The organism is Clostridium sp. MB05, assembly GCF_046581255.1.
Lineage (GTDB): Bacteria > Bacillota > Clostridia > Clostridiales > Clostridiaceae > Clostridium.
In genome coordinates, this window is the sequence record NZ_CP174370.1 from 3056259 (window position 1) to 3071562 (window position 15304).

Annotated in this window: 15 protein-coding genes; 3 read left to right on the top strand and 12 right to left on the bottom strand. The window is 26.5% G+C overall.

What is annotated here, in order from left to right:
* Nucleotides 1-108 precede the first annotated feature (108 nt).
* Entirely contained in the window at nucleotides 109-654 is a 546-nt protein-coding gene (locus ACH36K_RS14300; RefSeq protein WP_411168282.1) for a hypothetical protein, read from the bottom strand.
* A gap of 89 nt (nucleotides 655-743) precedes the next feature.
* On the opposite strand from ACH36K_RS14300, the gene ACH36K_RS14305 reads away from it, so the two are divergent.
* On the top strand, nucleotides 744-1457 hold the full coding sequence (locus ACH36K_RS14305; RefSeq protein ID WP_411168283.1) for a hypothetical protein: 714 nt from the start codon (nucleotides 744-746) through the stop codon (nucleotides 1455-1457).
* 25 nt (nucleotides 1458-1482) lie between these two features.
* Here the strand turns inward: ACH36K_RS14305 and ACH36K_RS14310 are convergent, their stop codons facing one another.
* On the bottom strand, nucleotides 1483-3432 hold the full coding sequence (locus ACH36K_RS14310; RefSeq protein WP_411168284.1) for a GTP-binding protein: 1950 nt from the start codon (nucleotides 3430-3432) through the stop codon (nucleotides 1483-1485).
* Between the two features lie 308 nt (nucleotides 3433-3740).
* Between ACH36K_RS14310 and cplR the strand changes: the two genes are divergently transcribed.
* A complete protein-coding gene (cplR, locus tag ACH36K_RS14315) occupies nucleotides 3741-5390 on the top strand; it encodes an ABC-F type ribosomal protection protein CplR (RefSeq protein WP_411168285.1) in 1650 nt (549 codons plus the stop codon).
* Nucleotides 5391-5443: 53 nt separating this feature from the next.
* Here cplR and ACH36K_RS14320 read toward each other — a convergent pair whose 3' ends face one another.
* From ACH36K_RS14320 to ACH36K_RS14340, 5 genes are all read right to left on the bottom strand, one after another.
* Complete coding sequence (locus tag ACH36K_RS14320) at nucleotides 5444-5992, bottom strand: hypothetical protein (protein WP_411168286.1); 549 nt, start codon at nucleotides 5990-5992, stop codon at nucleotides 5444-5446.
* Between the two features lie 48 nt (nucleotides 5993-6040).
* Nucleotides 6041-6424 carry a VOC family protein gene (locus tag ACH36K_RS14325; protein WP_411168287.1) on the bottom strand — a complete coding sequence of 128 codons (384 nt, stop codon included), beginning with the start codon at nucleotides 6422-6424 and terminating at the stop codon, nucleotides 6041-6043.
* A 143-nt stretch (nucleotides 6425-6567) separates the two neighbouring features.
* On the bottom strand, nucleotides 6568-7017 hold the full coding sequence (locus ACH36K_RS14330; RefSeq protein WP_411168288.1) for a GNAT family N-acetyltransferase: 450 nt from the start codon (nucleotides 7015-7017) through the stop codon (nucleotides 6568-6570).
* Between the two features lie 119 nt (nucleotides 7018-7136).
* The gene (locus tag ACH36K_RS14335) at nucleotides 7137-7925 is read right to left on the bottom strand and encodes an EcsC family protein (RefSeq protein WP_411168289.1); all 789 of its coding nucleotides are present in this window, start codon (nucleotides 7923-7925) and stop codon (nucleotides 7137-7139) included.
* Between the two features lie 84 nt (nucleotides 7926-8009).
* Nucleotides 8010-8894 carry a LysR family transcriptional regulator gene (locus ACH36K_RS14340; protein WP_411168290.1) on the bottom strand — a complete coding sequence of 295 codons (885 nt, stop codon included), beginning with the start codon at nucleotides 8892-8894 and terminating at the stop codon, nucleotides 8010-8012.
* 121 nt (nucleotides 8895-9015) lie between these two features.
* Here ACH36K_RS14340 and ACH36K_RS14345 point away from each other — a divergent pair, with 121 nt between their 5' ends.
* Complete coding sequence (locus ACH36K_RS14345; protein WP_411168291.1) at nucleotides 9016-10206, top strand: coenzyme F420-0:L-glutamate ligase; 1191 nt, start codon at nucleotides 9016-9018, stop codon at nucleotides 10204-10206.
* A 158-nt stretch (nucleotides 10207-10364) separates the two neighbouring features.
* On the opposite strand, the gene ACH36K_RS14350 is transcribed toward ACH36K_RS14345, so the two are convergent.
* The 5 genes from ACH36K_RS14350 to ACH36K_RS14370 all read right to left on the bottom strand — a co-directional run bounded on the left by ACH36K_RS14350 (nucleotide 10365) and on the right by ACH36K_RS14370 (nucleotide 15286).
* Nucleotides 10365-11516, bottom strand: a complete 1152-nt coding sequence (locus tag ACH36K_RS14350; protein ID WP_411168292.1) for an MFS transporter — start codon at nucleotides 11514-11516, stop codon at nucleotides 10365-10367.
* A gap of 208 nt (nucleotides 11517-11724) precedes the next feature.
* On the bottom strand, nucleotides 11725-12933 hold the full coding sequence (locus tag ACH36K_RS14355; RefSeq protein ID WP_411168293.1) for an ABC transporter permease: 1209 nt from the start codon (nucleotides 12931-12933) through the stop codon (nucleotides 11725-11727).
* The gene (locus ACH36K_RS14360; RefSeq protein WP_411168294.1) at nucleotides 12923-13603 is read right to left on the bottom strand and encodes an ABC transporter ATP-binding protein; all 681 of its coding nucleotides are present in this window, start codon (nucleotides 13601-13603) and stop codon (nucleotides 12923-12925) included. Before ACH36K_RS14360 ends, ACH36K_RS14355 begins: the two co-directional genes overlap by 11 nt.
* A gap of 1 nt (nucleotide 13604) precedes the next feature.
* Nucleotides 13605-14681 carry an efflux RND transporter periplasmic adaptor subunit gene (locus tag ACH36K_RS14365; protein ID WP_411168295.1) on the bottom strand — a complete coding sequence of 359 codons (1077 nt, stop codon included), beginning with the start codon at nucleotides 14679-14681 and terminating at the stop codon, nucleotides 13605-13607.
* A 200-nt stretch (nucleotides 14682-14881) separates the two neighbouring features.
* The gene (locus ACH36K_RS14370; RefSeq protein ID WP_411168296.1) at nucleotides 14882-15286 is read right to left on the bottom strand and encodes a hypothetical protein; all 405 of its coding nucleotides are present in this window, start codon (nucleotides 15284-15286) and stop codon (nucleotides 14882-14884) included.
* Nucleotides 15287-15304: the final 18 nt, after the last annotated feature.

The window sequence follows — 15304 nt, forward strand, 5'->3', positions numbered from 1 at the left end:
TTATATAGCTTCTTTGATTTTTAAATATATAAATCCATTAATGTTTTAATCACTTCAATTCTAATATTAATTTCTCAATAAACTCTACATGATTTCGCAAATTTATTTTTAGTTTATTGATAAATAATGAATTTTAATATGTTCATCCAAAAACTTCAAAAACATTTCTTTATCTTCATTATTTTTAAAAATTCTTATTGGTATATTAATATAAGAAGCGTTAAGAAGTCTTATAAAAATGTTTTTTTCCATTACAAAAACTTTTTCAACAGATTCCCAGTTAGTACTTAGTGTTATTCCTTCAATTTCTTTTTTTATCCCCTCATCATTTAAAGTTATTAATGTATCTTTAAAATACTCTACTCCTTTTAAATTAGGATTCTTTATTGCAAGTCTAGCTGCTTTATTAACTCTATATCTATAAATATCCTTATGAAATATAAGCCAAACAATAGTGAAAATTATCCAAATAACAATTGGAATAATAATATATTCCTCTAGTGTACTTACAAGAGACAGTATAATTATAATAAGTAATAACGGATATAATATAGCATCAACTATTCTTCCTCTTTTTATTACTCCTCTTTCGCTATTAACAAACCAATTTAATTCTACATAATCATCATCACTATATTTAAATTTAAGTATCACTTCTAATCATCCCTTTATATTAATTTGAATTTACTATATAATTTATTATAACATATTTTACTTATTTATATATATTTTAGGAGGCTTATATGGATAACTATAGTAGTAGTATAGTTTTTAAAAAAGAAAAAAAGAAAATATCATCACCTAAATTCAAATTTACATTATCTATTATTTTAATGATTTTAATTGGAGTGTCTATACCAGCTTCACTTTTAACAAAAAAATTATTATATATTCCTGAGCTCTCTAAAGAAGAATCCTTGAAATTATTATATATAGATGATTCTTTAAATCAAAAAATTAAAAAAGCTGCTATAGACTATAAATTGAATAAATCTGAACCACTCTATAGCAATATATTTAACGTAAATGATCTAAATAGTATTAATAAAAAGACAAAGTCTATAAACACCGATGTAATTATAAGCTATGCAGATATTAACATTAACACTAATTGTAATATAATTTTAGAATATCAGAACAATAAATGGATAATTACTGATATTAAAGACCTAAAACCTGGCGATATAAGCCCAGCTATCTCTGCTGGATCATATCTTTTAGATAAACTGAACTTTGAAGTTTTTAACCTTGGAGGTTTTTCCTTTAATGGAACTAAATATAAATTTGATAAAAATTATATTAAAAATTTAACTGTACTTAGAGAGACCGGAGATGCTTCTGAAACAACAGTATATCTAGGCTCCTATAATAAACCTAATGAATATTCCATGGTGGCAACCTTATCATTTGATTTTGAAAAGTTGCAATGGGTTTTAAAAAGTCTTGGAGCAAGGTAGAACAATTCTTATTGCTCTACCTTTTTTATTCTTTTACTTCACAATGAATATAATCTTCAATCTTATCCCAAGGTACTACAAAGCCTTGCCCCTTTGAACAAAAAATTGAACTTGAAGAATATTCTATATCTGCATTTTTATCATATCCTATTTTTTCAATTACTTCTTCTGAATTATGACATATATCATAGCCATCAAATATTAAATTTATGCTACCTTTTCCTTTAGTAAAAGTAAGTATTTCAGCACTATAATCCATAAATGTAGCGACTGGTCCTCTTCCTGTTATAGAGACTTTATTCAACTTAGTCTCTGGAGGGTCAAAGCTCCCATTTAATCTTTGAATATCAGATATAACCTTCCCCATATAATCAAGCTCTACATCTATTCTAAATTTATAATAAGGTTCAAGAATTATATTATTAGCTTTTTCTAAACCTTGCCTAATAGCTCTAAATGTAGCTTCCCTAAAATCTCCACCTTCTGTGTGCTTATTATGTGCTCTTCCAGTTAAAAGAGTAACTTTTATATCAGTAATTGGAGAACCTGTTAAAAGTCCATGATGATTTTTTTCAAAAATATGTGTCTTAATTAGGTTTTGATTTCCTGTAGTCAAATCATCAGCATGACATTTATTTTCAAAAGTTATTCCTTCTCCTCTTTTATTTGGCTCTATTTTTAAATGAACCTCTGCATAATGTTTTAAAGGCTCAAAATGACCATATCCATATATCTTATTTTCTATTGTTTCTTTATACATTATTTCACAAGGACCAAATTCTATCTTCAAATTAAACCTTTCTAATGCAATTTCTTTAATAACTTCAAGTTGGATCTTACCCATAATAGAAACTTGTATTTCTTGTAGTGTTTCATTCCATAGTACATTTAATGCAGGATCCTCATTCTCTAATATTCTAAAATATCCCAAAACTTCTTTTGCATTATATTTATTATCAAAAACAACCTGTGACATTAATGTTGGTATCATTTTAAATTCTATCTTTTCTCTAATTTTTCCTATACCTTCTCCTTGCATAGCATTAGTAAGACCTGTCACCGCAAACACATCTCCAGCAGATACTTTTTCAACAGTAGAAAACTTACTTCCATTATAAATCCTTATGCTACTTACCTTTTCTGTTGTTTCATTATCTAATCCATAAGTAATTTCATCTCTTACTTTAAGCTTTCCTTTAATAGCTTTTATAAATGTAATTCTAGTTCCATTATTATCATACCGTATTTTATGAACTCTTCCTGAAAATTCTTCATCTTCATCATAATTTGTATATGTAAGTTCATTAAATATACTTAAAAATTCCTCTATCCCCTCATCTTGAAGTGCACTACCAGACAAACATGGAAACACCTTGTTTTCTTTTATAAGCTTTTTAAATTCTTTAATCCAAATTGTTTTATCATAATTACCATCTAAATATTGTTCTAAAAGTTCCTCATCTCTCTCTGAAATAAACTCTATTAATTCTTCACTCATTTCATGAATTGATTTTACATAGCAAACATCATTAGTTAAATTATCATTAATTTCTTCTATAACTCTTTCTAATTCTGAACCTGTTCTGTCCATCTTATTTATAAAAAAGAAAGTTGGAATATTATATTTTCTAAGTAAATTCCAAATTGTTTCAGTATGCCCTTGAATACCTTCAACTCCACTAATAAGTAAAATTGCATAGTCTAATATGCTTAATGCCCTTTCCATTTCTGTAGAAAAATCGATATGTCCAGGAGTATCTATAAGATAATAAGTGGAATCATCAATTTCAAATATAGCTTGATCTGAAAAAACTGTAATTCCTCTATCTTTTTCTATGTTATGAGTATCTAAAAATGAATTTTTATGATCTACCCTTCCTCTATTTCTTATGCTTTTTGTATGATAAAGTATTTGCTCTGAAAATGTAGTTTTACCAGCATCTACATGAGCAAGTATCCCTATTGTTTTTTTCATTTAATCACCTTTTTCTTAATAGAAATATAATTTAATATTAATTATATCATAGAAAAAATTTGAAATAATAAAAAAAGATGTTATAATAGAAATCGAATACAAGTTTTAAGAAAGGTAAAGGTAATTTCAAACATGAGAATTTAATCTACTTTTAATAATTTTTAGTTCATAACAAAACTTATAACCTTATTAGGCTTTTTTTGTTGTGTGCAAATTTATGGAGAGTGGATTATTGACTAAAGGTTTATTTGTGTTACCTTTTTATAAAGTCTTATGCTCTCTCCTATATTTTAAGGAGGGATTTTTTTATGCAATTAGCATTATTAAGTAAAGTAAAAAAATATTATGGAGATAAATTAATATTAGATATCGATAAATTAGAAATATTAGATGGAGATAAAATAGGTTTAGTTGGTAATAATGGTGCTGGTAAAACCACTTTATTAAAAATTTTAGTTAGTGATGAACCTTTTGATGAAGGTAAATCTTATTTAACAGAAAGTTATTCTTATATTAGCCAACTTGGTGATAGCCCATCTATGTGTTCCTTTAATAAAGTTAAAAGTGTTTTTAATGCACCTACTGAATATAAAGATTATCTTTCAGGTGGAGAAAAAGTTAAAATGAAGATTGCTAATGCTTTAAGTGAAAATAAAAAGCTTATTATTGCTGATGAACCAACATCTAATTTAGATAGCAATAGCATTGAAATTCTTGAAGAAATGTTAAAAAGTTATTCTGGGGCTCTTCTTTTAGTTTCCCATGATAGAAATCTTTTAGATTCATTATGTAATATTATTATTGAAATTGAAGATGGTAAAATAAATATTTATAAAGGGAACTATTCTAAATATTTAGACCTTAAAGAAGAGGAAAAAGAAAATCAGAATACTGAATATAATAAATATATTAATGAAAAAAGAAGGCTTGAAGATGCAATAGTATCTAAAGAAAATTCAAGAGATAGCATTAGAAGAACGCCTAAAAGAATGGGTAATTCTGAAGCTAGACTTCATAAAATGGGTGGCCAAAAATCTAAAAAGAACTTAGATAATAATATAAAGGCCATTAAGAGTAGAATTGAGCACTTAGAAGTAAAAGAAAAACCAAAAGAAGATAAAAATATAAAAATTGATGTTATAGACAATTTAGAGCTTACTTCAAAAAATCCTATTGAAGCTAAAAATTTAACTCTTAGCATTGGTGATAAAATACTATTAAAAGAATGTAACTTTAAAATAAAAAAAGAAAAAAAGGTTGCTTTAATCGGAAAAAATGGTTGTGGTAAAAGTACATTATTAAAAGAAATTATAAATAACAATAATGAAAGTATAAAAATTTCTAAAAATGTAGTTATTGGTTATTTGGACCAATCTCAAGATATATTAGATTTAGATAAAACAATACTAGATAATATTAAAATTAACTCTTCTTACAAAGAAAGTTTTATAAGAATAAATTTAGATGGCTTTGGCTTTAAAGGAGATACAGTATTTAAAAAGATTTCATGTTTAAGTGGTGGTGAAAAGGTAAGAGTTGCTATTTGTAAGCTTCTTCTTTCAGATAATAACTTAATAATACTTGATGAACCAACTAATTATTTAGATATTAAATGTATGCAGTCCCTTGAAAATGCTCTTATAAATACTAATAAGACTCTATTAATAGTATCTCATGATAGAAAATTTATTTCTAATGTTTGTAACTATATAATAGAAGTTGATAATAATACTATAACTCAATTTGATGGTAATTACTCTGAATTTGTAAAGAATAAAAATATGCCTAAAATTAATACTGATGAAAAAAAGAAAAAAGAATCTATTTTAATTTTAGAAAATAAGCTTTCGGAAGTTATTTCTTTACTATCATTTGAAAATGACTTAAATAGAAAAAATGATTTAGAATCACAATATTTTGATTTATTAAAAGAGCTTAAAACACTAAAAGAAAATTAAAATATAAGGTAGCAAGAAAATTTCTTGCTACCTTATATCTAAATTTTATTAACTTATAGTACTTCTTTTACTGCTTCATTAATACGGTCTGATAAATTATTATCTAAATTTCTTTTCAATAATTCTCTATGTTTTATTCCTTTTTCTTTAAAATATTTTTTTATTAAAGGTGCTCTCTTTTTTGGGTCATTCATAACTAAATATGCTACAAACCAGTCTTCCAATGAAGTAAATTTTATGTTGCTATTACCTATTACTAAATTATCTACTATTGCTTTTTCATCTAAAATAAACTCATACATTTTATTATTTTCTAAACTTATTTTAAAGTTCCCCATAAACTCTACTATTACACCATCTACATTATATCCAAAAAAACTTTCAGTCTTAAATGGCTCTTTTGAGCATAGTTCTATTGGATCTCCTATTGTATTCATAAATGCTTTTACTTTTTCAGCATCTTTAGAATTTATTAAAATATCAATATCATTTGGTTTATCAACTAAACCATGAAAATTTAATAAAACTGATCCCCCTATTCCGAAATTACATCCCACTCTATTTAATCCATCAGCTATCTTACTTAACACTTTATTATTCATATGTCTCTCCAATAATCCTATTTTAAATTTTATTTAAATATTCATCTATTAGTTTATGTTAAATCCTTCTATAAGCTCTATTTCTACTCCATTAGGGTCTTTTATAAATATAAATTTTTCTCCTCCTGGAGTTTTAATAGGACCTCTTATTATTTCTACTTCTTTTAGCTCTAATTCCTTAATAGTCTCATTTAAATCTAAAACAGTGAATCCAATAGATACTTTAGGTTCATTGTAAATTTCATCTACTGTAGATTTGTTGCTATATTCTATTAATTCTAACATCGCTGATTCATCACCTTTAAGAAATGCGATATTAGTTCCATTTACTGGTGCAAATTTTCTAACTACCTTTAAATTTAAAACATTCTCGTAAAATTTTATTGACTCCGCTAAACTTTTTACTGTAATTGTTACAAATTTAATATTCATAATACACCTCTCTACATACTTTAATATTCATTATCTATATCTTACCATATAATTGAAAATTCTTATGATATTTTTATATCTAATTTACATGCTTTATCTAGAATATTCTTATTGCTCCTTGTAAAATTTTTGCAACGATCTTACTATAATTCTAACTTCATTATCTTCTCTCCATTTATATCTAATTCCCCATTAAATTTAAAACCTATCTTCTCATACATTCTTATAGCAAGAATATTATTATCATATACACTTATATATATTTCATTTCGATTATACTCTTTATAAAGTCTATCTACTAAAAGCTTTAAACTCTCTTTTCCATATCCTCTACCTTGAAAATCTTCTCCTATCATAAATCTATCCAGCCATAATCTACCACAGTCACCTTCCATTTTCCATAGTCCATACATTGCAAAACCTATCAAATCATTTTTGCAATATATTCCAACTGTTCTCCATAAGGGTACTCTCTTTGCTTCATCTAAACACTCTTCTACTGTTTCAATAAAGCCCTCTTGATCTTTTCTAACTTTTAAATTTAACGCATCATTATAATTTTCGTTATTTATATCTTTTATAATTAAATTCATTATATAACCTCTCTTATGATACTACATAAATATATCGTCATACTATTTTCTATATTTAATATATCTTAACTATTGTTTTATGGAGTTATATGATAACTTCTTCATAATAATATTTTTTACTATAGTTTCTTACTTAAATATCTCTTTTTATATTTTATTCTAGCATACTTGCTAATTTTGTTTATGATTTGATAATTTGTTACGCTTCCAACAATACCAACTATAGGTAGCCCTTGAATAAACTTAGCCATTAATAATGTTTCTGACAACACTTCTGAAGCATTTTTAATTTCTGTATTTAAGTCACTATTTAATTCTTCATTTAAGTCTATTTTAGTTCCTATTTTATCTAAATTATCATTATATTTAATTTTCATATCTTCTTTTGCTAATGCTGTACAAATTAAATTTAATATATATACCTGTTCTTCTTCTTTTTCATAATTGAATCCATAACTTAATGCAATTTCATATACAGTCTTTAATATCATAGCTATAAATAATGGAATATCTGGTAATCCTATACCTAAAACGCCTAAACCAGCTCCTTCTACAGTTGATATGGTAGAATTTATTAGTTTACTTTTCTTTCCCTGAGAGTCCATTAACCTTAAACTCTTTTTAGTAACTTTTTTTTCAATTGAATAATTGTTTATATCATGTTCTAATTGAATTTTATCTTTATCATATAACTTTTCAATATACTTGCTCCCTTTTTCTAAAACTAGCTTAAATCCATTATAAAAAGCATTTTCTAATGTTAATTTTAGCTTATCAGGTATTTTTTCTTCTATTTTATTAGATATTGGAGCAAATTTATCTTTAATTATCTTACTTTCTTTTTTATTAATTATTTTCTTTTCCTTCTTGTTTAATTTATTTATTTCCTTATTTATTATTTTCTTCATTATTATCTCACTTATCCTTTAGGATATTTTTTGGCTTTAAATTAATTATATACCTTTTATTCCTTTACTTATACTCATATATTTTTATTTATTTTCTAGTATCTCAACAAATTTTGCTGAAGCCTGTGATAAAGGAACACCTTTTAAAAAACATACTCCTATGCTTCGTTTTGGTATTTCTTCATTTAATTTTACTTCATACAATAGTCCTTTGTTTAAGTATTCACTAGAAAATTCTTTAGTTACACATGCTATTCCTAAGTTCATTTTAGCAAATTCTAATAATAAATCATGGGACCCTAATTCAAATTCTGGAGAAATTTTAATTCCTTTAGATAACATATATTTTTCTATATATTTTCTAGAATTAGATTCAGGCTCAAGCAATATTAATGGAAACCTTATCATTCCATCTATGCTTATGGGGGAAGATAGTAAGTTTTTATATTTATCTCCACAAACAAAAATATCGTGGATATCAGTACATGCCTTTAGTTCTAAGCTAGTATCATCAATTGGAAAATTACAAATTGCAATATCAATGTCTCCTGATTTTAATATAGAACAAAGTTCCAATGTTGTACCATTAATAATTTTAAATTTAATATTAGGATATTTATTATGAAAGCTTTCTAAATATGGAAGTAAAAAATACCTGGAAATAGTATCCCCTACCCCTATTTTTAGCTCCCCTGTAGATAGGTTCTTAAGTTCTAGAATCTTTTCTTCACCAGTATTAATTAAATTAATAGCTGAGTTAACATATTCAAATATAATTTTACCTTCGTTTGTTAATGTTGCCCCTTTAGTTGTTCTATTAAAAAGACGTATATCTAGTTCTCTTTCTAATTGCATTATTGATTGACTAACAGCTGGCTGTGTCATATAAAGCTCTTTTGCTGCCTTAGAAAAACTTTTACTTTTTCCTACATTCCAAAATACTTTGTACAAGTCTAATTTACTTATCATATAAGTACTCCTTATATATATTATTCAATCTATTTATTTTACTTATACCATTAAATTGGTGTATATTACAAGTAGATAGGTAAATTTAAACAAAATTTATTAGTTATAAGGAGAGATTATATTGGAAAGAATAGTTGGAACAGTTGTTAGAGGCCTTCGTTGCCCAATAATAAACCAAGGAGATAGCATAGAAGATATCGTTGTTGATAGTGTTTTAAAAGCTTCTGAAATAGAAGGTTTCCAAATTAATGATAAGGATATAGTTACTGTAACAGAGTCAGTAGTTGCTCGTGCTCAAGGTAATTATGCTACTATAGAAAACATAGCAAAAGATGTTAAATCAAAATTTGGAGAAGATACAATAGGAGTAATATTCCCTATTTTAAGTCGTAACCGTTTTTCAATTTGTTTACGTGGTATTGCAAAGGGAGCTAAAAAAATTGTTTTAATGCTTAGTTATCCAGCTGATGAAGTTGGTAATCACTTAGTTGATTTAGATATGCTTGATGAAAAAGGAGTTAATCCTTGGACAGATGTTTTAACAGAAAAGCAATTCCGTGATCTTTTTGGATATAATAAACATACTTTTACTGGTGTTGATTATATTGATTATTATAAATCCTTAGTTGAAGAGTATGGTGTTGAATGTGAAGTTATATTCTCAAATAATCCTAAAACTATTTTAGATTATACAAAAAATGTTCTTACTTGTGATATACACACAAGATTTAGAACTAAAAAAATATTAAAAGCAAATGGTGGAGAGAAGATTTATAGCCTTGACAACATACTATCAGAATCAATTGATGGAAGTGGACATAACGAAGATTATGGTTTACTTGGATCAAATAAATCAACTGAAGAAAAGGTTAAGCTTTTCCCTCGTAACTGTCAACCTATAGTTGATAAAATACAAACTATACTTAAAGAAAAGACTGGTAAAACTGTTGAAGTTATGGTTTATGGAGATGGAGCTTTCAAAGATCCAGTAGGTAAGATATGGGAACTTGCTGATCCAGTTGTATCCCCAGCTTACACAGCAGGACTTAATGGTACACCTAATGAAGTAAAATTAAAATATCTTGCAGATAATAACTTTGCCGATTTAAGAGGTGAAGAACTTAAAGAAGCCATATCTGAATATATTAAAAATAAAGAGTCAGATCTTGTAGGTGCTATGGAATCACAAGGTACTACGCCTAGAAGACTTACTGATTTAATAGGTTCATTATCAGATTTAACTTCAGGAAGTGGAGATAAAGGTACTCCTATTATATTTATACAAGGATACTTTGATAACTATACAAAATAATACTAAATTATAAAAAGGCTAGGCATCTCTTTCATGCCTAGCCTTACTATTCTTCATAAAATATTTTTTTCAGTATATCTTTAAAACTTTCTTTTAATAAAAAAATAATTATTTTCAATCATATTTCACGCTACATTATTTATAACTAAACAAATTAATTAGCTTGCTTTTTCGTTAAAAGTTTTTATAAAATACCTTATAAGTATGATTGAAACTAAACTAATTAAGCTACATATAATTAATCCATTTTCTAAGGATGAATTTGATGCAAAGCCTATAATTGGATTAATAACTGCTGAAATAATACTTCCTAACATTGAATATATTGATAAAATAGTTGCTCTATTTCCAGAAAATATTGATTTATTTTTTATATCTATAACCATAGGTTCCATTAAAGCCATACTAGTAGAAATTGTGGCTATACAAATAAAACTAATTACTGGATTACTTATAGCTATTAGTGTAGAGGAACTTAATAATATACATATCATTAATACGCTTATTGATTTATTTTGCCCAAGCTTGTTACTTAATTTATATGATTTTACTGATATTAGCTTCATAACTTGAATCACAACTAGTAAAACTCCAAAATATTTAATATCTATTCCACTTTTAACATACTGACTCTGATTTAAAAATACAGTTATACTTTGAACTACTTCTCTAATTAAAGAAATCCCAACTATAAATACTATTATCTCTTTATTAGTTAATGCAATCTTAAAACTATCTTTTATACTTTCTCTTTTAACAATTTCATTTTTAACATCATTTAAAAATAAAGATACTAAAAATGCTAACCCATAAGGAATTATGGTATAAAATGCTGTTAAATCTGTAGATATACTAATAATAAATGATGATATCATAGATCCAAGTAAAAATCCTATAGTAGAAAACCAACCATATCTAGCAAAGACTCTTTCACTATTATCTTCTTTATCTAATGATAGGTATATTAAACTTTCATCACAGCCTGATAATCCTGATATAGAAATTGAAAGTAGTATTCTTTCAAATAAAAACATCCAAAATGAATTAGCTTTAAAGAATACAATTTTAGATATAAAAAATATGAAATTTACTATTACTAAAGTTTTTTTATATCCAAATCTATCTGCAAATATCCCCCAGGGAATTTCAAATAAAATTATTAAAATCATAGAAATAGATTCTATTAAAAATATTTGAGATAAGGATATACCCCTATCCTCTCTAAATATTGTTGCAATTGGAGCATAAAATACAAAACCTTGTAAGAAAACTATAAGGTTCATTAAATATATATTTCTTTTATTATTCAATTTAACTTTCCTCCTAAATACATAACAAATAACCCTTTATAAAAAGGCTAAAAAATGTAAATTTAGAATTTAAGTTAAATCGGTCTAAACATAAAGGCTTTTCCCTCCAATTATTTCATTATAATTTTATTATATCCTTATATTAAAAATAATAAATAGCTTATCTAAATTTTTACAAAAAAGAAAGTGGATTATAAAAATCCACTTTCTATTTAAGTATATCAACAGTATTTGCATTAGCTGCTTTCCTTGCTGGAATAAAGCTTGATGCAAGACCTATAACAATTGATATTCCTATTGCTAATAATCCTGTAAATAAGCTTGGAGTAATTACTAGCTTAAAGTACATTGAAATTATATTTGCTAATATTATTCCAAGAATATATCCTATTATGCCTCCCATAATAGTGATTACTATACCTTCTATTAAAAATTCTCTTCTAATATCTTTCTTCCTTGCCCCTAGAGCTCTTTTTATCCCTATTTCTCTAGTTCTTTCAGAAACTGATGTATACATCATATTCATCAGTCCTATTCCTGCAATAAATAAGGATATTCCTGCAACAGATGCAATAAACATAGTTATAGTATTAAGAACACCTCCTAATAATTTAACTATTCCGCTAGTATCAGTAATTTGATACTTTCCTTCTACCCTATTTCCTTCAATAGAATTTAATGTATTTTCTATTTCTTTTATACTAGCTTTTACATCAGCACCTTCTTTTAATGTTATTTTTAATGACTCTACTTTCTTTGAACCAGCAAAATATTTATTATATGTTTCCTTTGGAACTCTTATGTCTCCTCCCATATCGAAAAAGCTTATTTCATCTTCTGGTGGAGCCTTTTTAATACCAACTATTTCAAAGGCCATTCCATTTATAGTTGCTATTCCTCCTACTAATTCTTCTGGCTTATCAAAGCTATTTTTTAAAGTTTGTTCTGCAATCAAAATAACTCTCTTTTTAAGCATATTATCATTGCTAGTTAAATTTCTTCCCCACAGCTCTTCACTTGAGTCAGTCTCTTCAACTGCTTTAGCTAATGCATTGATATTTTTACCTCTTATTTCACATTGAATAAATTCGCCAAAAGAGTTATTACTATACTGGAGTTCAACTGACTTTACAGAATCTAAAGCTTCCACTTTAGTTTTATGCTTGTTTTTAAAAAACTCCATGGTAGAAATGTCTTCATTAAAGGTTTTAGGATTAAAAGTAGCCATAAGAACAACAGCTCCATCTGATTCTCCAGTAAATTCTTTAATGGTTTTATTTTTATAACCTTCTCCTAATGCTACTATTGTAATAACAGCTGCTATACCAATGATTATTCCTAGCATAGTTAATATAGATCTTTTTTTATTTCTATTTAGATTCCTTAAGGCAGCAAAAACTAATACTCTAAGCTTCATTATTATCTACCTCCTTAAGTTGTCCATCAAAAATCTCTACAATTCTTTTCGCCTTTCTTGCAACATTAATATCATGAGTAATTAAAATAATCGTTATTCCTTCTTCATTTAACTCGTTAAATATTCCAATTATCTCTTTTGAAGTTTTACTATCTAATGCTCCTGTAGGCTCATCAGCTATAATTATATCTGGATTATTTACTAAAGATCTAACTATGGATATTCTTTGTTGCTGTCCTCCAGATAATTGATTAGGATATTTATTTATCTTATCTAAAAGTTTTACTTTATCTAAAAGCTCACTTACTCTATTCTTTGTTTCTTTTATTCCTTTTCCCATGTACAACATAGGGAGTTCTATGTTTTCCTTAATAGTTAATCTATCTATCAAGTTAAAATCCTGGAATACAAAGCCTATTTTTTCATTTCTTAAGTTGCTAAGCAAATCGTCATTAAGGGTTCTTACTTCTTTTTCATTAAGTAAATAACTTCCTCCAAACTCTTTATCTAAAAGTCCCAGTATTTTTATCATAGTAGATTTTCCTGAACCTGATGGTCCCATTATAGCTAAGAATTCACCTTTTTTAACTTCTAAATCTACATCTTTTAAAGCATGTAATTTTTCTTCACCTGAAGAATAGTACTTGTTTATACCCTTCAGTTTTATCATATTATACTTCCTCCTTACTATCTTCTGAAGGATTTGTCAGTATTTTATCTCCTACTTTTAAGCTATCATTTTGAATTAAATAGTTATCATCTTCTAATTTAGCTACTATTTCAACCTTCTTATTAGTTTCACCCTCAACTAATTTAACATAAAGCTTTCCATCTTCTTCTATAACAGATTCTTTAGGAATTGTAATTTGCCCTGGATTTACTGTTAGTTCTACACTAAAACCTATCTTTATACTTTCATCTGGCTTTACGTAAAATTTATAAGAAGTTGATTTTTGATCAACTGACATAGTTGGAATTTCCTCAATTTTTGTTATTTTACCTAAAACCTTCTTGTTATTACTTACAACCTTTATTTCAACCTTATCATCAACTTTAAGCTTATCAACATCAAACTCTGATGCCTCTGAAGCTATTAATGGATCATTTGCTATTATTTTCATATATTCTTTTGTTGGATCTTCAGTATTTATATATACTGTCCCTGCAATTTCTGCTTTTACAGATTTTACAACCTTTGCATTTAAAGAATCTCTTTTAGATACAAGTTCATTTAAGTTTTCCTTTAAATCTTCTACCATACTTGCTGGCTCTAGAGAAACACCATTTTGTCCTTGCATAGCTACTTGTCCTTGTTCTGCTGTTTGCGCTGGCATACCTGTTGTTTCTTGTTTTACTTCACCCAATTTACTTACTCTTTGCTTTTCTTTTTCAATTTTTGAATTTAAGGAATTGATTTGTCTATTTAATTCATCAACTTGATCTTGAACCATTTCATTATAGTAATTAAAAAGAACTGTATCCTTTTCTACATATTGTCCATCTTTAACAAATACTTCATTTAATTCACCGTTAGTTTTATCTAAAATTATTTTCTGCTCTTTGCTTATGATACTACTTCCTTTAAACTTTAAGCCACCAACATCTTCTACTTCAAAATAGTTAACTTGTTTTTTCTCTTTATCAGTGCCTGTTTTCATTTTATTTTTTGCATATAAACCACCAGCAATAGTAGCAATTAAAGCTATTCCAAATATAGTTACTCCTATTATTACCTTCTTTTTTTTCATAAAATCACCTCTAATATAATTACTTAAATAAAAAAGTGAACATATATAAGTTTACTTATTCCGTCACTCCGCTCCAAGTCAACGCAAACTTGCATATGCCCACGTACAAACTGAAGATAAGGAAATTATAAAAATTTTATAACCTCCTATAATTAAATAGAGTAAACTTATAAAGATAAATTTACTCTATTAGTACTTAATTATTCTTTAATAAAATATATATCTTTCTTTTTGTATATAAAGAAAGCCATTAATCCTGGGAAAAGTAAATTTAACGGTGTATATATATTAATCCCAACAGTTATTGCTCCATATACAATCGATAAAATTTGTGTAGCAAAGAATAAAATTACTCCTATAGATTTTCTACATAAAATTAATACTACTGATATAATTATTATTGCTGATGTAATTAGTGTTATTAAAATTTGTGCAGTAGTTACTTGAACACCTGTCCCTGTTTCTGCTAGAATCTTGTTTGTTTGATCTTTAAATAACAGATTTATTATTGATCCTAATAGTGTAAAACCCAGTCCTATAAAATACAATATAGATATGGTAATTATACCTGCCCCTAGCTTTTTCTTTTCTTGAATTTCTTCCATTATTATTCCCTCCATTTC